Annotated in this window: 20 protein-coding genes and 4 pseudogenes; 3 read left to right on the top strand and 21 right to left on the bottom strand. The window is 58.6% G+C overall.

Features of this window, described 5'->3' with window-relative positions; all coding sequences use genetic code 11:
- Positions 1 to 50 precede the first annotated feature (50 nt).
- The 3 genes from J6497_RS29605 to J6497_RS29595 are packed head-to-tail and all read right to left on the bottom strand — an operon-like array spanning position 51 to position 3,452.
- Positions 51 to 1,250: a hypothetical protein gene (locus J6497_RS29605; protein ID WP_225707778.1), complete on the bottom strand. Its 1,200-nt coding sequence runs from the start codon at positions 1,248 to 1,250 to the stop codon at positions 51 to 53.
- 30 nt (positions 1,251 to 1,280) lie between these two features.
- A complete protein-coding gene (locus J6497_RS29600; protein ID WP_225707777.1) occupies positions 1,281 to 2,636 on the bottom strand; it encodes a hypothetical protein in 1,356 nt (451 codons plus the stop codon).
- A 27-nt stretch (positions 2,637 to 2,663) separates the two neighbouring features.
- Positions 2,664 to 3,452 (bottom strand): autoinducer binding domain-containing protein, encoded by a 789-nt coding sequence (locus J6497_RS29595; protein ID WP_225707776.1) that lies wholly within the window; start codon positions 3,450 to 3,452, stop codon positions 2,664 to 2,666.
- A 433-nt stretch (positions 3,453 to 3,885) separates the two neighbouring features.
- Here J6497_RS29595 and J6497_RS29590 point away from each other — a divergent pair.
- A pseudogene (locus J6497_RS29590) lies at positions 3,886 to 4,882 on the top strand (IS3 family transposase); the annotation flags it as partial.
- 138 nt (positions 4,883 to 5,020) lie between these two features.
- Complete coding sequence (locus J6497_RS29585; RefSeq protein WP_225707775.1) at positions 5,021 to 5,458, top strand: hypothetical protein; 438 nt, start codon at positions 5,021 to 5,023, stop codon at positions 5,456 to 5,458.
- On the opposite strand, the gene J6497_RS29580 is transcribed toward J6497_RS29585, so the two are convergent.
- From J6497_RS29580 to J6497_RS29505, 17 genes and pseudogenes are all read right to left on the bottom strand, one after another.
- Positions 5,459 to 5,629 (bottom strand): transposase domain-containing protein, encoded by a 171-nt coding sequence (locus J6497_RS29580; RefSeq protein WP_225707774.1) that lies wholly within the window; start codon positions 5,627 to 5,629, stop codon positions 5,459 to 5,461. It lies immediately after the preceding gene.
- Positions 5,575 to 6,096, bottom strand: coding sequence for an IS66 family transposase (locus J6497_RS29575; protein WP_225707773.1), 522 nt, complete (start codon positions 6,094 to 6,096; stop codon positions 5,575 to 5,577). Before J6497_RS29575 ends, J6497_RS29580 begins: the two co-directional genes overlap by 55 nt.
- Positions 6,097 to 6,126: 30 nt before the next feature.
- On the bottom strand, positions 6,127 to 7,770 hold the full coding sequence (gene tnpC, locus J6497_RS29570) for an IS66 family transposase (protein WP_225707806.1): 1,644 nt from the start codon (positions 7,768 to 7,770) through the stop codon (positions 6,127 to 6,129).
- Positions 7,771 to 7,801: 31 nt separating this feature from the next.
- Entirely contained in the window at positions 7,802 to 8,149 is a 348-nt protein-coding gene (gene tnpB, locus J6497_RS29565; RefSeq protein WP_225707772.1) for an IS66 family insertion sequence element accessory protein TnpB, read from the bottom strand.
- Positions 8,146 to 8,541, bottom strand: a complete 396-nt coding sequence (gene tnpA, locus J6497_RS29560) for an IS66-like element accessory protein TnpA (RefSeq protein WP_225707771.1) — start codon at positions 8,539 to 8,541, stop codon at positions 8,146 to 8,148. Before tnpA ends, tnpB begins: the two co-directional genes overlap by 4 nt.
- A gap of 29 nt (positions 8,542 to 8,570) precedes the next feature.
- Positions 8,571 to 8,843: an IS66 family transposase gene (locus J6497_RS29555; protein ID WP_225707770.1), complete on the bottom strand. Its 273-nt coding sequence runs from the start codon at positions 8,841 to 8,843 to the stop codon at positions 8,571 to 8,573.
- Positions 8,844 to 8,954: 111 nt separating this feature from the next.
- Complete coding sequence (locus J6497_RS29550) at positions 8,955 to 10,142, bottom strand: SGNH/GDSL hydrolase family protein (RefSeq protein WP_225707769.1); 1,188 nt, start codon at positions 10,140 to 10,142, stop codon at positions 8,955 to 8,957.
- 32 nt (positions 10,143 to 10,174) lie between these two features.
- Complete coding sequence (locus J6497_RS29545; RefSeq protein ID WP_225707768.1) at positions 10,175 to 11,179, bottom strand: SGNH/GDSL hydrolase family protein; 1,005 nt, start codon at positions 11,177 to 11,179, stop codon at positions 10,175 to 10,177.
- Between the two features lie 95 nt (positions 11,180 to 11,274).
- Positions 11,275 to 13,110 (bottom strand): carbamoyltransferase family protein, encoded by a 1,836-nt coding sequence (locus J6497_RS29540; RefSeq protein ID WP_225707767.1) that lies wholly within the window; start codon positions 13,108 to 13,110, stop codon positions 11,275 to 11,277.
- A gap of 3 nt (positions 13,111 to 13,113) precedes the next feature.
- On the bottom strand, positions 13,114 to 13,266 hold the full coding sequence (locus tag J6497_RS29535) for a DUF5989 family protein (protein WP_225707766.1): 153 nt from the start codon (positions 13,264 to 13,266) through the stop codon (positions 13,114 to 13,116).
- 7 nt (positions 13,267 to 13,273) lie between these two features.
- Positions 13,274 to 13,675, bottom strand: a complete 402-nt coding sequence (locus J6497_RS29530; RefSeq protein ID WP_225707765.1) for an SxtJ family membrane protein — start codon at positions 13,673 to 13,675, stop codon at positions 13,274 to 13,276.
- A 952-nt stretch (positions 13,676 to 14,627) separates the two neighbouring features.
- Positions 14,628 to 14,792 carry a transposase domain-containing protein gene (locus J6497_RS29525; RefSeq protein ID WP_225707805.1) on the bottom strand — a complete coding sequence of 55 codons (165 nt, stop codon included), beginning with the start codon at positions 14,790 to 14,792 and terminating at the stop codon, positions 14,628 to 14,630.
- Between the two features lie 81 nt (positions 14,793 to 14,873).
- A pseudogene (locus tag J6497_RS41035) lies at positions 14,874 to 15,047 on the bottom strand (IS66 family transposase); the annotation flags it as partial.
- An 8-nt stretch (positions 15,048 to 15,055) separates the two neighbouring features.
- Positions 15,056 to 15,118 (bottom strand): annotated as a pseudogene (locus tag J6497_RS41030) (hypothetical protein); the annotation flags it as partial.
- A 139-nt stretch (positions 15,119 to 15,257) separates the two neighbouring features.
- Positions 15,258 to 15,572 carry a HipA domain-containing protein gene (locus J6497_RS29515; protein ID WP_225707764.1) on the bottom strand — a complete coding sequence of 105 codons (315 nt, stop codon included), beginning with the start codon at positions 15,570 to 15,572 and terminating at the stop codon, positions 15,258 to 15,260.
- Between the two features lie 38 nt (positions 15,573 to 15,610).
- Positions 15,611 to 16,471, bottom strand: a complete 861-nt coding sequence (locus tag J6497_RS29510; protein WP_225707763.1) for a HipA domain-containing protein — start codon at positions 16,469 to 16,471, stop codon at positions 15,611 to 15,613.
- The gene (locus J6497_RS29505; RefSeq protein ID WP_225707762.1) at positions 16,468 to 16,758 is read right to left on the bottom strand and encodes a helix-turn-helix transcriptional regulator; all 291 of its coding nucleotides are present in this window, start codon (positions 16,756 to 16,758) and stop codon (positions 16,468 to 16,470) included. Before J6497_RS29505 ends, J6497_RS29510 begins: the two co-directional genes overlap by 4 nt.
- Positions 16,759 to 17,221: 463 nt before the next feature.
- Between J6497_RS29505 and J6497_RS29500 the strand changes: the two genes are divergently transcribed.
- Positions 17,222 to 17,815, top strand: coding sequence for a hypothetical protein (locus J6497_RS29500; RefSeq protein ID WP_225707761.1), 594 nt, complete (start codon positions 17,222 to 17,224; stop codon positions 17,813 to 17,815).
- A gap of 159 nt (positions 17,816 to 17,974) precedes the next feature.
- Here the strand turns inward: J6497_RS29500 and J6497_RS29495 are convergent.
- Positions 17,975 to 18,553, bottom strand: a pseudogene (locus J6497_RS29495) (transposase family protein); the annotation flags it as partial.
- Between the last annotated feature and the right edge of the window lie 15 nt (positions 18,554 to 18,568).

The raw sequence follows: 18,568 nt of genomic DNA, 5'->3' as shown, positions 1-18,568 counted from the left end.
AGGCTCGTGCACCGGTCGCGATTGATAGCACGCGTATGAGAAGCATCCACTTAGGCGCGGATGCCCGCGCCTTCGATGCCGTGGTAGCCGGCCTTGATGTAGAGGATCACACCGAAGTCGCCCGGCTTGCCGCCGTCGGCAGCCGGATAGTCGATCTCGCCGATCGCGTGGTATGGATAGCCTGCGCCGATGATGCCCTTTCTCGGGCGCATCTTCAGCATGTCGAGGCCGTGAAAGCGGATCGTCACGCCAAGGTCGATCGCGATCTTGCGCACTGCGTTGCCGAGATCCTCGAATCCGTAATCCGGATCCTGGCCGGCGTCGACCACGATGATGTGGCGGCAGCGCCGGCGGACCATCTCATACAGGCCGAGATTTTCGAAATGGCCTCCGTCGGACAGATAGACGTAAGGGTTCTCGTCGGTTGTGAGCCCGAACGTCTCGTCGACCAGCGGACGCAGCGCGAATGCGGGCCCAGGGAGGTGATACGTTTGCGCGCCCTCCGCGCCCGGATTGCCGAACCACCAGCCGAGCCGCACGTTGAACAACGCGAGCAGGAAGGTGATCGCCGGCGAGGAGTGATATCCCATGTTGGGACTGGCGGCAGCACCCGAGATCGCTATCGCGGTCCCGAGCGAGATGCCCTTCTTGCCGCCGTATTCGTCGCTACGGCGATAGGCCTTGCAGGCGCTGCCGGAATGCAGCGGGCTCACGGTGAACGACTCGGCCTTGCGCTCCTGCCAAGACAAGTGACGGGTCGAGACGATGTTCAGCGCCATGTTGATGACGTAAAACGGGCGCCACTCCTTCATATCGCGCTTCGGCCAGCTCCCGTCCGGTTTCTTCGGCCACAGCGCGGCCATCGCGGGGTTGTCATCCTCGTCAAATCGGCTGAACGCGTCCGGATTGCGCAACGGCCGCGATGCGCCGAGAAATGCCCGCGTGAGCCGTTTGCGATAGATGGCGTGAAGCGAGAAGCGATTGATGCTGATACATGCAGACGCGATCCATGTGACGACGACCGCAACCGCAAGCCCGATCAGCAGCGGACCGAAAATCGCGAACCAACCGGGCGAGAAGATGTCGAGGCCTGGGCGGTACGCGTAGCTGGGTGGGGCGAGCCAATCGAGCACGGCGGCGACGAAGAGAATCACGAGGGTCGCAATGATCGGTAGCGCGAAGACGACAAACCAGAGGCGCTTGAGCTCGGCGCGGCGGGACGCGATGAGCGCCGCAATGCCCGTGATCACGAGCCCGATCAGGATCGGCTCCGTCGTCTCCTATCCCTCGGGCGCGAGCGCGCGCCACGGGTCTATGGCGAACGTTTTCGCCGGCCGCTGCAGGACGAATGCGAGCACAATCTGCAGGAGAGTGACCACGACGGTCGCGAACACCGGTCCGACTAGCACGTACAGCCACCACCGGCGCATTTTTTGGCGCTTGGCCACTGCATAGATGATCGCGCCCGCGATAACAAGGCCGAGCACCAGCACGGCGAACCGCACCCAGCCGAGCGGGACGAAGATCTGGACCTGAGGGTAGCGCAGCAGGATGACGAGCGAATCTTTGAGCAGCAGTGCATCAAGCGCGGCGGACAGGAATATGAGCAGGGCGGCTGCGAACAGCGGCGCCGCAATCCCGAGAATGATCCCGATCGAGAGCATTGGTTTTGCGCCCCTTGCCGCCGCGCCCCTTCCGGGCGTCAGCGAGCTTTTGCCGATCAGCGCCGTGAGGACGCCCCCCACTCCGCCAAGCGGGCCGATCCATGCGCTGATGGCCTGGCCGAGGCTGGTCAGCACGAGCGAGCCCGCGAAGATCAGGAACGTGACCACGAACCAGCCGAGTGCTGCCACGAGGTACCAGCCGGCCGTGCGCCCGAGCCACTCCCGATCGCTATCGGAGTCATCCTGCCAGCCGATGTCGTTGGCAATTCCTCGTACGCGCGTGCCGGACTGCGCGATCGTGTCGTGCGCGGGGCGACCGCTCTGGCGCTGATAGCTGCTCAGCCCGACGAAGATCATTGCAGGAGATTGCGCAGCCAGATCGCGATTCCGGCCCAGGTGTCGCCCGAGAGTGCGCCGAGCTTTGGGGTCAGATAGTTGCTGTAGCCGCAGCCAGCCCAGCGCATGCGGCTCGACGTCCGGGCCGGACGGGCGGCCGACCAGGTTATTGCGCATGGCCTCGAAGCTTACGCGGTAGCGCCATGCCGATAGCCAGCTGCCGATGTATCCGCCGCCGGACACAGTTGACAAATAGCGCAGCTGCGCGAGGAGCGAGCTTTGCGGCTCGGCGACAGAGTTTTGGCGTGCCAGCGCCCCCTGCGTTGCCTGCCGCGCCGCTTCAGCCTCGTGTGCGGCCTGCGCCGGCGCTGCGGCCTCCTGTCCAGCCTGCGGCGCCTCCTCCTGCACGAGCCCGTGCCGGGCCGGCGTCCCTTCGAACATGTTGCGCCGCGACTTGTGCGGCCGGGGATGAGTGGCGAGCGCCTGAATCACGCCGAGACCGAAGGCCGCGCTGCGGATCCCGCCGCCGGACAGGCAGAGCGCGGCTCGGTCGAGCTGGCGAAGCGCTCGGTAGAGCCCGAGCCGCTCGGCGAGGCTGCCGGCGCAGTCGTCCCCGTCCGCAAGCCTCTTCCGCAACTCGCGCGAAATGGGAGGATGTGGTGATTAGGACAACAAACCGCGTCGCAACGCCTCGGCGACGCACTGGGCAATAGATGCTGCACCGAGCTTGCGGCGAGCGTTCTCGAGATGAAAGACTACGGTGCGCGGTGAAATCTGGACCAGCACCGCGATATCTGCGACAGTTTTTCCCTGCGCGGCCCATGCAAGGCATTGGCGCTCGCGCTGAGTGAGTTCACTTCCGGCAGGTTTATCGGTAGAGGGTATGTCGAGTCTGCCGGCGACATGACTGTGAAAATACAACCCGGCGAGTTGTACGAGGTCCTTCCAGTCGGCCACGAGCCGCTCGGGGTGAACGTCGCGATCGTCCGTGGCCAACGTAAAGGCGGCCATCCGTCCAAATCCGCCCCTGATCGGCGCAGTGATGCCTGATCTGATGCCGAAGGTCGCCGCTTCATCGAAGAACCGGCGCTGCTCGCGGTTTCCGACCGGGGCTGAGCCCACTCCTCCCCAACCGAACAATGCGTGCTCAACCCGCGCGCGGCGCACCACAGGATCGAGCTGTTGATATCCAAGCTGGAAGTAGCGGCTGGTCCAGGACTTTGGATAGGACGAGATCAACATCGGCGTGTCGCCGGTCAGGCGCAGATAGGCAAATCGCTGGAAACTGAGCCTTTGTGTGAGACGAGTTGCGACACGCTCTAATTCAGCCTCGTTGCTTGCGGTTTTGATACTATCAACGAATTCCTGGAAAATGCTTTCGACCGGGCTCATTCCGACGCTACCCTCTTTGAACACAAATAGCACGTGCTTCCCAATGATCTCACAGCGCATTTGGCGATGTCCGGCCTAGTAGGTCGTACGACCTCCCGACCTATATAGATACGTCCGCGGCGCCGCGCGTCCGAGCTGGACGCGCACAGGAAGACTCTGCCCGTCCGCCAACGCGCTTTTGGAAATGCCATGCCCCTATGCTTAGGCTAGAACTTTGTGCGGACGCAGGTATCGTTGGGAGGCAATGGGCCGATGACAGACATCAATTAATGTGATGGACCGTTCTGATTTGGCGATGGATTTGTTCGAACGGCTCTGCCGCCACTAAGTGGCCCATTACCTGATCAAGATTCGCACCGATGCGATATCGGCCAAGCCTGGAGGCAAAGGAATATGTCTGTACGTAACGTATAGACTGTGTCTTTATTCCGTCTGACCTTGCCCCTTCTTAATCCAGTTTGAAGTTCGCTCTGGCCCAGGCGAGGACCAGAGCATGAAGCGCAGTCGCTTTTCGAAAAAGCAGATCATCGGAATTCTGAAGGAGCACGAGGCCGGCATTTCGGTCACCGATCTGTGCCGGAAGCACGACGTCAGCGACGCCAGCATCTACAAATGGAATGCCAAGTTCGGCGGGATGGAGGTCTCGGAGCCCAAGCGGCTGAAAAGGCTGGAGGATGAGAACGCGCGGCTGAAGCGGCTATTGACCGATGCCATGCCGGACAACGCAGCCTTGAAGGATCTCTTGGGAAAGAAATGGTGACGCCCGCGGCCAAGCGGAAAGCTGTCGCCCATCTGCGGGAATCCTTCGGGATGAGCGAACGGCGGGCGTGTAAAGCCATCGGCTGTTGCCGCATGACCATGAGATAACATACGACCCGGGCGGACGACGCCGGCCTTCGCCAGCGCATGCGAGCGATCGCCCAGGAGCGCCGTCGCTTCGGCTATCGGCGCCTGCATGTGCTGCTTAGGCGGGAGGGCCATGTGATCAATCACAACAAGCTGTTCCGGCTCTACCGGGAAGAGAGGCTCGCGGTACGCCGCCGTGGCGGCCGCAAGCGGGCGATCGGGACCCGGGCGCCGACGACAGTGCCGATAGCGCCGAACGACCGCTGGTCGCTCGACTTCGTATCGGATCAGCTCACGGACGGCCGCCGCTTCCGCATCCTGACCGTGGTCGACGACTGCACCCGCGAATGTCTGGTGCTGGTGGCCGATACTTCGCTCTAAGGCACCCGGATGGCGCGCGAACTGGACCGGCTGGCAATTGAGCGCGGCAAGCCGAAGATGATGGTCAGCGACAACGGCAGCGAACTGACCAGCAACGCCATCCTGACATGGGCCGATCAGAGCCGTGTTGCATGGCACTACATCGCGCCGTGCCTTCATCGAGGGCTTCGGCCGGCCTGCGGGATGAATTGTTGAATGAGACGCTGTTCACGTCGCTGGCTCAGGCCCGCGTCGCACTCCGATACTGGCGGACCGATTACAACGTGAGCGTCACGAGAGGATCACCGTGCCCGGCCTCGACTTGCGCGGAATGCTTTGGATTGCCCGATCGAGGTGCTTGACGCTGCCGTTGCGTGATGATGGGGTGATCGCAGGTTGGCGCGGGCAACGGGGACCTCGGAATGACCAGCGAGTCGCAGCTACGCGAGAAGCTTCGGAAGATCGAAGCGTTGTTTGCGGGTGCCGGAACTGCGGGTGAGCGCCTTGCGGCGGAAGCTGCGCTACAGCGGGTGCGTGCCCGGGTCGAGGAGCTGGCTCGCCACGATCCGCCGATCGAGCAGCAATTCTCACTTCCTGACCAATGGTCGCGGCACCTGTTCTTGGCGCTTTGCCGCCGGTACGGGCTGCGGCCGTTTCGATATCACCGCCAGCGACGCAACACGGTGATGATCCGTGCGTCACGAGGCTTCGTCGAGAAAGCTCTGCTGCCGGAGTTCACCGAGCTGGAGAGGGCGTTGCAAATCTATCTGCACGAGGTGACGCTGCGCGTGATCCGCGAGGAGATCTATGACGACACCAGCGATGCGCAGGAAGTTCCAGATGCCCTGCCGTCGAACTGATCAGGCGGCGAGCTTTGCCTGCGAACTATCGCGCTCCACCTTCCAATTCCACGGCAACAGCATGTGCAGCTGATTAATCTTTGTACGTCCGGAGACGATGCGCTCGAGAACATCGGTCAGATAGTGCCGCGGGTTGATGTCTTGCAGCTTTGCCGGGTTGATGAGCGACATGGCCCATGTCTCGGCGCCGCCTTCACTGCCGATGAACAAATAGTTCTTCTTTCCAGGCCTATCGCCTTAATGCTGCGCTCGACCGTATTGCTGTCTATTTCAATGCGTCCGTCATCGATGAAACGCGTCAGGCCGTCCGAATGGTTGATGGTGTGGCGGATGGCTTTGCCCAGACCGGACTTCTTCGAGACTTCCAGCAGTCGCGCCTCGAGCCAGGGTTTGAAGTCCTCGATCAGCGGCCTGGTGTCGGTTTGCCGCACCGCAGCCCGATGCGTCGCCGGCAGACCGCCGATGCGATCCTCAATGGCGTAGAACATCGCGATCCGTTGCAGCGCTTCCGCGGCAGTCGGCGACTTCGTCGCGACCTGAACGTCCCAGAACTTCCGCCGCGCATGCGCAAAGTAGAACGCCAGCTGCACCGTACGCATACGACGAAGACCGCCTGATTGACGCATGCGCGCGGGCACGGCGAGCTCTATGATGGTGTTGCGTGAAGGTCAGGCGGCCTGCTGATCGGCGGGCTTGTCGGCTTGGCGCAGGAGCTTCCATTCCCAGGGCAGCAGTTCGTGCAGACGCGATGCGGAAAGATCGGCGATACGGGCGAGGACGTCGGCGAGCCAGGCCTTGGGATCGACGTCGTTGAGGCGACAGGTCGTGATCATCGTCAGCATGATGGCGGCACGGTCGGCACCACGCTGGCTGCCAGCGAAGGTCCAGTTGCGCCTTCCCAATGCGATGCCTCTCAATGCGCGCTCAGCGCAATTGTTGGTCAAGCAGATCCTGCCATCGTCGAGGAAGCGGGCGAAGTCGTCCCAGCGCCTGAGCATGTAATTCATGGGCTTCAGGACCTCGGAGGAGCGCGAGAGGGTTTCGCGCGCACGCAGCAACCAGGCGTGCATGTTCTCGAGAAGCGGCTTGCTCTTTTCCTGGCGCACGGCGCGCCGCTCGTTGGCGCCGCGGCCGTTGATGGCGCGCTCGATCTCGAACAACGCATCGAGGCGTCTGACCGCCTCCAGCGCGATCGGCGAGACCGGTTTGCCCTTCTTACCTTCCCGAGCATTTTTCTCGATGTCAGCCAGCTCGAAGAAGCCCCGCCGCGCATGGGCAAAGCAAAACGCCGGCGTAATCGGCAGCACTTTCTTCTGCGGGTCGAACAGCGGCTCGAAGCCGTTGTAGCAATCGGCTTGCAGGATACCGGCGAAGGCGGCCAGATGCTTCTGGGGATGCTCGCCTCGTCGGTCGCTCGAGGCGTAATAGACCGCCGCCGGCGGCGCAGGCCCGGCGAAGGGCCGGTCATCCCGCGCATAAGTCCAGATCCGCCCGGTCGTGCACTTGCCATTCGCCAGGATACGGATGGTGGTGTCGTCGCCATGAAGGCGCTCGGCAGCGAGCACATGGTGTTCGATCAAGTGGAAGAGCGGCATGACGGCGAAGGTCCCGTGGCCGACCTGGTCGGCCAGCGTCGACAACGGCAGGTCGATCCCCTCGCACTTGAGGCGCGCACTCTGGCGGTTGAGCGGGATATGCATGCCGAACTTGTCGAACAGGATCGTCGCCAGCAATTGTGGGCCGATGAAGCCGCGCGGCGTGGCATGGAATGGCGCGGGCGGCTGGCTGATCTTCTCGCAATCGCGGCAGGTGAACTTCTCGCGTACCGTCTCGATCAGCTTGAAGCGGCGCGGGATCTCCTCCAGCGTCTTGGTCACATCCTCACCGATCTTCGCCAGCCGCGATCCACCGCAGCAGGCACAGCTCGTTGGAGCCTCAATGACGACGCGCTCGCGTTCGATGTCATCCGGCCATGGCTTGCGCACCGGCCGCTTGCGCATGAAGGGGCGGACGTTCTGCGTCTTCGCCGCTGCGGCCTGCGCGGCAAGCTCATCCTCGCTCGCCGTGGTGACGAGCTCTTCGAGCTCCAACTCCAGCTGCTCGAGCAGCCGTGCCGTGCGCTCGGAGCGCTGGCCGTACAGTTCGCGTTTGAGCTTCTCGATTCGCAGCTCGAGATGCGCGATCAGCGCCTCGTTGTCCGACAGCTCCGCCCGCGCGCTGGCAGACACCGCCTCGGCTCGCAGCCGCGCCTCACGCTCGGCCTGCAGCGCCGCCAGGGCACTCGCAAGGTCCGATGGAAGCCATTGAATCAGATCACGCCGCAGATTCAAACCGTAAAAACGGCTATCCGACCCGCGTCGGACGATGGGTTTCTTGTGGGTGCCTCCAGTCGATGCCGGACAGCAAGTAAGACAACTGCGCCGGCGAGATCGATACCGCGCCATCCGCCGCCGAAGGCCAAATAAATCGCCCCCGCTCCAAACGTTTCGTAAATAGGCAGGCCCCCTGGGAGTCGTGCCAAATCACCGTCAGCAGGTCACCTCTGTGACCGCGGAAGCAGAATAAATGGCCGCCCAGCGGGTCCTTGCCAAGCACTTCCTGAACCTGCAGCGCCAAGGAGGGAAATCCTCTGCGCATATCCGTGTAGCCGGTCGCCAGCCACACCCGCACGCCCGTCGGGATCGGGATCATCGGCGCTCCAGTCCGCGAGCAATTCGAACCACCGCCTCGACGTCCGCGCCGGGACCGAAGACTACGCGCAGCCCTTTTGGGCTCACGATTTCGATCTGGCCTGCCTCGACAGCTTCCGTCGTTGGGGGCGTGCTCGGCGCAACTATCGCAGGGACGAATGTCGGGCCGATCGACCCCTCTCCAGCCCGATGATTGGAGGCCAAAGCCTTGCGCCAGTTCAGCAGAAGCTGACGTGAGATCCCGTACCGGCGAGCGGTCGCCGAAACCAGTCGTGGCCCCGCGAAGCTCTCCTCTACGATCCTGAGCTTCTCCGCACTCGTCCAGCGTCGCCGCCGACCGGTCTCCACCACCTCTATGCGGCTCAGCACCGCACTGTCCTTATGCACGTCCATAAGGACAGTCAGCTACGCAACCGACCTTTTCACAAGGCGGCCTTGCTCGGATACGTACGCTGCACCAGACGGCCGCCGCTCTTGATCAGGCCCTTGTAGGCGGCATAGCCGTCGACCTGCAGGATGCCGTTGTAGTCCCCGAACAGCTGCTTGGCGCGGATCGCCTTGCGATCCTCGGCAAACATGTAGACCACCGCCGGCGGCGCCAGGCCCCTCCACGGACGGTCATTGGTGGCGATCGCCCAGAACTGGCAGACTTTGGTCCTGCCTGCTCCCGTCGCGACCACCACCCAATCGGGCAATCCAACCGCCAGGCGAACTCAGGATTGGATAAAACTGGGGGCAAGGTCAGGCATGGCCAGCTAGTTAACGCATCGACTTCAACTTATTTCGCCACTCCGAGACGGTGTTGTTCACTTCGCGGGAGCACATAGTGCCAATATGTCGGCTGCAATTTTCCGAGATATCCGCTCATTTCCGTCCTCGCCATAATGCCCGGCGTTTATGTAAATTGGGCTGGCAACATCGGAAAAGATAGTACGTAGATCGTGAATCAGGTTTCGCCCTAAACTCTCATATTGTCTCTTGACCAACTTGCTTCTCATCAGAGAGTAAAGATCACTTTTTCCTGGAACCCGTTTCTCTGATTTTAGAAGCTGATCCTCTTCATATTTTGTCCTCTGTATTTTATCGGCCAACTGGGGCTCAAGGTAGAATAATGCTTTAAAAGATAAGCTCCTTGAAATCGCCTCTATAAACCGAACATTCCCTAGATAGACATCTAGAGCTCCGTCGGACAGCACGTCCAATTGTTTCGAGCACCCTACGTGCTGTTTTTTGCCAATGAGCAGTCTTATCAGTGCCAAGTTTTCTAGCTTTATATTTATACGCGCTTTTGCCTCTTTCTCAGAAGATATTCTTTCGAGGTTTGAGCTGCCGAACGGAACGCCCGGTTTTCCTTCATAACATGCGGAGCTAGCGTCGACCCGTCCGCCGTAAAAGACCACCAAGTCGGGAGCATTCCGCTTTCTTAATTCGAGAACGAAGCGAATCAAGCTTTGGGTAGTTACATCCCCAATGACTGCATAATTTGTGACCTTGGCGCTGATTCCATTTTCGGCTAACATTTTGGCGACAAGGGAGGGAATGGTGAAGTCATCCCTAGATCCAACCCCCCACAAAGTGGACCCGCCAAAAAAAAATATTTTTAGCCTGGTACTCTTATCATCGTTGATTGCCTCGGAGTTCCACGTTCTTCTGGTGCCTTCGTTTACATTAATAAATTTACCCGTATAGTTTGGTTCGCGTGATTGCGTATATGGAGCCCACGGCAATCGCCGATCCCCAGCATCGATGAGTTCTTTGAAGTACTCTTCCGCTAAGTCGGCATTTGCATATGCGCCAGAACTTGCAGCCTTAACGGCACTTTGAATTTCTTTTTTGTCAGCCCTCTGGTAGTAAGAGGTCAGCGATATTTCTAGAACTATCATCAAAAGAAGAACAACACCAAGTATTACCCATATTCTCGTCAATAGGGCGGTTAAGCGAATAACCCTCTTCCTCGCTGCGGATGTTCTCAGTAGCGCATCATTTGCTTCCATGGGTGTTTTCCGCGGAAGGGGACTCTTTCAATTTACAGAAACCTTCGAAAGTCGTCGGAAATTTGGGTCACTAAGACCTTCATAATTGCGTCCGCATAAAGTCCGGCCGCCTTACCATTTGGGTGGGAGTCTGTTTTCGTGACCCAGAGTGATTTTGGAGCTTGATTTTCCACAGACGGAAGAAGGTCCAGAAATGGGATACCGAGAGCTTTCACTTTGGAGGCAACGACACTCGTTATATCTTGAAGAGGATACGGGGACAGCTCGTGTAGTTCCGGATAATTAACTACAATAAGTTTGATGTTTCGAGCCTTACAATAGTTCGCAAGTTCTTTCAGGCTACTCTGTGCAACCAACCAGCCGGGTTGATTCTCTTGATAAAGATCGCGGTAGTACTGCTGCCAATCAGCCTTGCCGAAGAATGTTCGCATTAGGACGTCGAAACGCCCCGCAATGAATACTGCTGAATAGAAGTGCTCTAGAAAGAAATTCTTCGTCCTTCGCGGTGTTGGTTCTGCATCATTGACAAAATAGTTCAGTACGACGATCTCAGGCTTATATACGTAAGCCTTTTTCATGAAGTACGTTGCTTCCATCGCTGTGTTAGCATTTCCAATCCCTGTATTTATAACCTCGAATCTATTTTCCTTCGCGTTCAGCAGTCTTTCCAATCGAAATGATGTGACGTCTTCAGGTCTTGCGCCCCATCCAAACGTCAAGGAGTCGCCCAGCATCATGATTCGAATAGCGCCATTCTCTTTCTGAACGGAATGTTCGCGATCGCGCCAACCTGCTGAATTGATCGTTATTGGCACCCCCATGTAAACTCCATTCTTTCCAGGGATATGTTCGTGCCCTACACCGGGTATGTCACTGGCCCTTTTCAGGTCTTTGGCGTAACGCCACATTTCGATGTCAAAATTGGTACCGTCTGTCTCAATCAAACATGCGTAGAGTTCTAATAGGCCGGCAGCCACAATCAGGCTAATAGCTATTGAAAATATTCCGAAGATTGCGTTTTTGGTTTTTGTATCCATGTGGGATGGCTTCCTCGAAATGCGTGCCGAAGTCCTGCGTACAGGAGATAGAAATCACGACGCCTGGCGGGCGCGCGGTCTGAACGCCTCACTTTTCAATCGAGTTCATAGCAACTACGATAGTCCTTCATTAACGCTCTCCTCTGGTCTTCCTTTCGTAAGATCGAATTGCCGACGACAAGCAGTTCAATCTCTGTTCCCATGAAACAGCGGAACGCATCCTCTGGCGTGCAAACGATCGGTTCCCCTCGCACGTTGAACGAGGTATTCACGAGAACGGGGCATCCGGTTAGCTCCTTGAACTTCGATATCAATCTATGAAACCGCGGATTGGTCGTGTTATGCACAGTCTGCACCCGCGCCGAGTAGTCCACGTGTGTGACGGCCGGAATTTCCGAGCGCGCGACGTTCAATTTATCGATGCCGAACAGCTGCTTTTGCTTTTCTGACATCGGCAACTGCTTCGTGCTCATCACGTCGGCCACCAGGAGCATATATGGGCTGTCGGAATCGAGCTGAAACCATTGCGACACGTCCTCTCGCAAAACACTCGGCGCAAATGGACGGAACGACTCGCGATACTTCACCTTGAGGTTTAGCTGCTTCTGGACAGTCGGTGAGCGGGGGTCAGCAATGATGGAGCGTCCGCCGAGCGCTCGCGGGCCGAACTCCATCCGACCCTGCATCCACCCAACCGCCTTACCGTCGACGAGAGCATGTGCGACATTGTTAATCAGTGCTTCATCGGATTCGGTCGTGAATACCGCGCCGGCCTTTCCTAGACTCTCTTCGATTTCGCGCTGACTGAACTCTGGTCCGAGATACGCGCCGTTCATGCCGTCGCCCGAATGGATGCTCCTGGGCTTTTCAAGCATGAGATGGTAGGCAGCGAGTGCTGCGCCCACTGCGCCGCCGGCGTCGCCGGCAGCCGGCTGAATCCAGATGTTGTCGAAGAGCTTTTTCCGCAGGAGCTTTCCGTTTGCAACACAGTTAAGCGCGACCCCTCCTGCGAGGCAGAGATTTCTCTGCCCGGTTGTGGTCCGGATTTCTTTTGCAAGCTTTAGGACGACCTCCTCGGTAATGGCCTGAATGGAGGCCGCTAGATCCATCTCCCTCTGCGTCAACCTACTTTCCGGGCGTCTGGCCGGACCACCAAATAGCGTCTCGAAGCGACCATTGGTCATCGTTAGTCCGGTACAGTAATCAAAGAAGCTCATGTCCAAGCGAAATGACCCGTCCTCCTTGATGTTGATCAGGTGCTCCTTTATCAGATGCACATACTTAGGCTCGCCGTAGGGTGCCAGTCCCATTAGCTTGTACTCACCGGAGTTCACCTTGAAACCGGTGTAGTAAGTGAACGCTGAGTACAACAAGCCAAGAGAATGCGGAAAGTGAATCTCCTTGTAGACCGATAGTTCCTTTCCCTTACCGATCGCAAGAGAGGTTGTCGTCCACTCTCCGACACCATCCATCGTTAACACTGCGGCTTCGTAAAATGGCGATGGGAAGAACGCCGACGCGGCGTGACTGAGATGGTGCTCTGAAAAGCGGAGTCGTCTCGACCAATCAATATCACTCCCAAGATGTTCGTTCAGTGCCTCCGTAATCAGTGTTCTTTGAAACAGCTTGTCCTTTAGCCAAACCGGCATTGACGTTGCGAAGCTCTTAAATCCCTTTGGCGCGAAAGCTAGATAGGTTTCAAATATCCGCTCGAATTTGCTAAAGGGTTTGTCGTAGAAGACTACATAGTCGACGTCGGCTGGACATAGCCCTCCGGCGCGGAGGCAGTAACGAGCCCCATGGGCAGGAAAGCTTGGATCGTGTTTTTTCCGCGTAAAGCGCTCTTCTTGCGCGGCCGCTACCAGTTCGCCGTCTGAGACGAGACAAGCAGCAGAGTCATGGTAGTAAGCTGAGATACCCATGACATTCATTGGTCAAAACAGCGTGTAAACGAACGGCGCAACGACAGAGCCTTGTGCCAGAATCAGCAGAGCGGCTATGACAACCATGAGAACAATTGGGGGTGCGAGCCACATCTTTTTGCGAATTCGCATGAAAGCCCAGAGTTCCTTGATGAAGAGATACATATGCGCCTCAGAACTGGTGTGTGAAGGACTGACCTGTCGGACCTGGCGGGTTACGACTGATCCAGTAACTTGCAACCGGTCGTCGCTTCAAATGAAGCTCATCGCGCCCGAGCAAGCGAGCGACGAAGGAGATTGGTACTAGAAGCCCGAAATAGATGATGCCCAGAACCAGCGGGCTGACTATCCGTCCTAGCAACTCGCCGAAGTAGAACCAGAGTAGGTTGAGCGGCGCGAGAATTCGCGGAACGGTCAATGCTATGCCGCCGAATGTGACACTGATCGCAAAGAGCGACACGTAAGCGGCAGCGACGTGTCCCTTGATGGCCGCGTATGCGCCCAACGCAAGAAATACGGCGCAGAATGTGAGGCCGAAGCGTCGATTGGACGGCAGTTTGGCCGGGACTCTCATGCTATGCCCCCGCTATGTATCGTGGCTCAAAGAATGGCCGCGCGGAACGTACTCCGCTACAGTAGCGATCTGAGCCAGCAAAGTTCAATCCAGCAAGACTGGACAACGTCCTTACCTTGGCAAAGCGGTTATCACTTGGCATAGGCTCCATCCTGCCAGCCCTCGTAGACGAGGCCCATTCGAATGGATGTCAACCTCAAGGAGTTTCTACCAGACCTGAGCCTCGCAATCTCCTCCAAGAATTGGTAGAGGCCATCGTCGCGTGCAGCGAGACCGAAGTTTGGACCACACAGAACTAGAGTTTTGCGCGATGATGCGTCGGTGTTCGGCTTGGCGCTACAGGTACATCCGCTCGGCTTCGAGTGCGGCGTGAATCGCCATCGGTTCAACCGCCCGGAGAAGCTCCCTCGCAACAGCGGGCTCAATCCGCACGCGTCACTCCCACTTTCAAATATGATTTAGAATGCAGGCTTATGCGGCGGCTCACTCTCGTTGCCGCTATGGCCATGCGTGATGGGAATTCGTGGCTTCTTCCCGACGACATCGATTTGAAGCGTACGCGTACGACGAAGACCGCCTGATTGACGCATGCGCGTAAGCGGCAAAGAGATCCCGTCTGGCGGATGGGGTGAGCGATCGGGTATCGGCTGCTGAGTCTGTAACCCGATGTGAGCTTCTATGTCTGCGCCTAGTTCTGGAACTAGAACCTTCAATATGATCGAAGCGGTCGCCGACCGTCTCGAGGGAGCGCCGCGGCAGCTTCGCCGACGCTGGTCGGACGAGTTCAAGGCACAAGTTGTGACACCCTAACGCTTCAGCGCATTGCCAACGGCTGGCCGAGCAGCGAAATCGATGCGCTTATGCCATGGAACCGCGCCGCCTGAACGGCCTCAGCTTGCCCCTTACGCATGCGCGCGGGCACGGCGAGCTCTATGATGGTGTTGCGTGAAGGTCAGGCGGCCTGCTGATCGGCGGGCTTGTCGGCTTGGCGCAGGAGCTTCCATTCCCAGGGCAGCAGTTCGTGCAGACGCGATGCGGGAAGATCGGCGATACGGGCGAGGACGTCGGCGAGCCAGGCCTTGGGATCGACGTCGTTGAGGCGACAGGTCGTGATCATCGTCAGCATGATGGCGGCACGGTCGGCACCACGCTGGCTGCCAGCGAAGGTCCAGTTGCGCCTTCCCAATGCGATGCCTCTCAATGCGCGCTCAGCGCAATTGTTGGTCAAGCAGATCCTGCCATCGTCGAGGAAGCGGGCGAAGTCGTCCCAGCGCCTGAGCATGTAATTCATGGGCTTCAGGACCTCGGAGGAGCGCGAGAGGTTTCGCGCGCACGCAGCAACCAGGCGTGCATGTTCTCGAAAAGCGGCTTGCTCTTTTCCTGGCGTACGGCGCGCCGCTCGTCGGCGCCGCGGCCGTTGATGGCGCGCTCGATCTCGAACAACGCATCGAGGCGTCTGCCTTCGCCGCTCCGCGCAGTATCGTCGACGATAATTATTCTGCCGGGAGTAACGTTTGCCCCTTTGTGCTCCGAGAACCAAAGCGCGGGCCTTCAAATTGGCTGAAGGGCATCAGAAAGAGAATCACGAGAATCCGGGAGGTTGAGCGGCGGGAGCCGCCTTCTCGTCTTCCTCCGGCTCGTCTTTGAGATCGTTCTTGAGGTTCGACAGCATGCTGCGGCAGGTGCTGGCGATATATCCTTCGATCTGCTGGTACGTCGGGGACGTCTTGGCCGCATTCATTTCGGCCACCACGCCGGGCAACGCGTCGAGAACCGCTTGAGACAGCGCGGCGACTCTACGTTTCACCTGGGTGGCTGACAGCGCGTTTTCCTCGGCGAAGCGATCCCAGTGTCTCGCACCGATGTACCGGCCACGATTCTTCCCGGCGATCTTCATCGCGAGATTCCTCGTCACGCCCTCGTAGATCTCCCCGTTCATAACGTCGTAGAGCGGAGCCATCGTCCCGGACCGGATTGCTTCGTCTGCGGATTCCATTCGTACTTCAGATGCGGAATGTAGCCGGTGGCCTGGCAGAAATCCTCCTGATGGATCCTGCGAACGCGCCCCCTTTGGACCGGTCTGTCGTAGCGTTTGACCAACAGGTATTCGACGTCCTCCGCCTTCCCTATCGAGCATTCCGCCACTGGCAGCTTCACCGCAGCGGCTAGGCGAAGGCAGAAAGCCTCGTTCTCTACGGCGGAGTGGAATCTCTTGTTGGCCGGCTTGAGAATGTGGGTCGTCGGCATCCCGTCCAACGCTAGCCCTTTTGCGCCGTCTGGATATTGGACCACGGGCAACTTGTCCTGGGCGCCGGCCAAGGACATGTGAATGCCCTCTTCTCCGACGAGAAACGGTCTCTCCGGAAGCTTTCGAATGGTCTCTGCCAGCTCGGCTTCGGTCAGCTTCCGGTATCTCGGATTCCGCTTTCGCCTCTCGTCTACAGGACGGGATATCTCGAGTGCCCCGGGGAGGTCTTCGCCCATCTCTCCCAGCAGAGCGAAAACGTCCGTTTCGGGGATCCGAAGGATCGCACCGATCGTCTGGAGGGTGCGGCCCTCCGGAAGCAGATTGAGGAACCAAGTGTAGACGACGTCCGGCTCGTGCAGGCGACTAGCCAGCGGCATACGTGTGGAAACCGGAAAGCTATTGGGGTCCGACATCCACGCTTCTTCGTAGACGAATTCGATATCTTGGACGGCCTCAGTTCGTCGGCGGATGCGACCGATCAACCTGTCCTCGTAGCGAACGTCGAGACTGTCGCCGGCTGCGGCCGGAGCGTTTTCCTGGATTCTCATCGGGATGGTGCCGGGTTATCGGGATCGAAGATGCCGCTGTCGTCGTCCGCCGATTGGGAAGGCGACGGGGGAGCTGGCGCCATGTTGGCTTGGAGCGATATCCCGAGCGCCTTGAGCAGTCTGATTACCAGGCCGATTTGGCTGGTTTCCTTTCCGCCCTCGATATCGACTATGAAACGCACCCCCACGTTGGCGGCCAATGCAAGGTCCTGCTGCCGTAAGCCCAATGAGTTCCGCCGCTGGCGAACCAAGGTTCCGAGGGTCGTCGTATCCGGAATATCGGCCATGGTGATTTTCCCGAGCGGGAATATAGGCCGGATCTAACTCGACTTCAATAACTAGTTTTACCGAGCGGGAAAATAGGCGGTCGACGGACAGCCAAATTATCCATATTTTACCGAACGGGAAAATTCAGTGAACAAGCGGCGGATCTGACACGAACTTTACCGGGCGGGAAATCCACTGGCTCGACGAGGACCAGCCTTAGCGGCCGTTCCACGGCGGATGGCCGCGGTGCTCTGGTCTGGTGCTGCTGCTGGCGGCAACCGTGTTCTCCGCATGAGGTCTCAAAGCTACCGTAAGAGGCGATCCCAGTAAGCAACGAGTTTCTTTCCCGGCTCCCGGGAAACCACTGGAGGAGAAGCGAAGGTTTAAAAATAATACCCACAAATCAGGTAGATATACCGAAAATGCATGATTTTTGCATGAAATAACTTGCAAAACAGTCAGTTTTGACTTATATTCCATGCCATGACGAAGCTGGAACAACTCAAGAAACATCTGAAGCCGGGCAACGCCTATCGGCGTGCGGATTTGGCCCGTTGGACGACCTCTGTCGATCGGCATCTCAAGCAGCTGGTTGAGAGCGGTACGCTCAAGAAGCTTTCGGGCGGGCTCTACGCTTATCCGAAGGAAACCGTGTTTGGTCCGGCGCCCGCCTCAGACAAGGAAGTTGTTGGTGCCTTTCTGAAGGACGATACATTTCTGTTGGCTTCGCCGAATGCCTACAACAGTCTGGGAGTGGGCACGACGCAGCTTTACGACAAGACCGTCGTCTACAATCACAAGCGCCACGGAGAGTTTCAGCTAGGCAATCGCAAGTTTGCGTTTCGCGTGAAGCCACGCTTCCCGAAGTCGCTTACGAAGGAGTTTCTGCTTGTTGATCTCGTCAACAACGTTGATCAGCTGGCGGAAGCCAAGGACGAGGTTCTTAAGCGAGTCGAGCAGCGTGCTGCATCGTCAGATCGACGTCGCTTGCGCCGTGCTGTCCGCGAGTATGGAAATGAAAAAGCGAAGAAATTCTTCGATCGCGCGCTAAGAGCGAGCGAGCTGCATGCCGCGTGATTTCCTCCACAATCATCCTCAGTTCGGCGCCGTGGCAAGTGACGCCTGCTTCAGGGGCCCATAGAAGAAGGGCCTCTAATGCCGCACCAGCAAATACTGTGGCACCCATCCACTCCCTAGCGTTGAAGTCTATCCAGTCGACCGTGAAGAATTGAGATTTCAGGCCGGGATGAGCCGCGTTTGGAGGCCGAGCTGAGCGAGGATTTGGCAGAGCAAAAGGCTCAGCCAGCGTAGGAGACGCCGGAAGTTGTAGCCGGCGGCGGCGAGGACGGCGTTGGTGGCATCGCCGGCGCGATGCCAGAGGTAATTGCGGCCCATTCGATGCTCGGACTTGAGATGGCCGATGACGGGCTCGATCGCCGAGCGCCGGCGCAACTCACGTTTGATCTTGGGCGTCACCCGCCGCTTCTGGCCTGATGTGAACACCCTGAATTTGTATTCGGGCGGCGCATTGTGGCCGCGGTAGCCTTTGTCGCCAAGAAGGCACTCGATGATGTTGCCGATCAGCGCTTCCATCTCGGGGATAACGGCTCTGAGCGTATGGCCATCATAGGGGTTGCCGGGCAACGCCTTCACGTGGGTGACGAACTGACCGCCCTTGGCGTGGGCCAGCGTGGTGGCGATGGAGACCTTGACCCCGAACTCGTAAGGCCGGTGCGCCTTGCCCTTGCCGATGCACTCCACTTCCGGCGCGTGCAGCGAATAGACCTTGGGGCCGCGCTGGTGCTGCTTCTGGTCACGCGCGCATCGACC

The sequence above is a fragment of the Bradyrhizobium cenepequi genome, assembly GCF_020329485.1.
GTDB classification, from domain to species: Bacteria; Pseudomonadota; Alphaproteobacteria; order Rhizobiales; family Xanthobacteraceae; genus Bradyrhizobium; species Bradyrhizobium cenepequi.
Note: the sequence above shows the minus strand (reverse complement) of the source record. Positions and strands in the feature narration are given on the sequence as shown.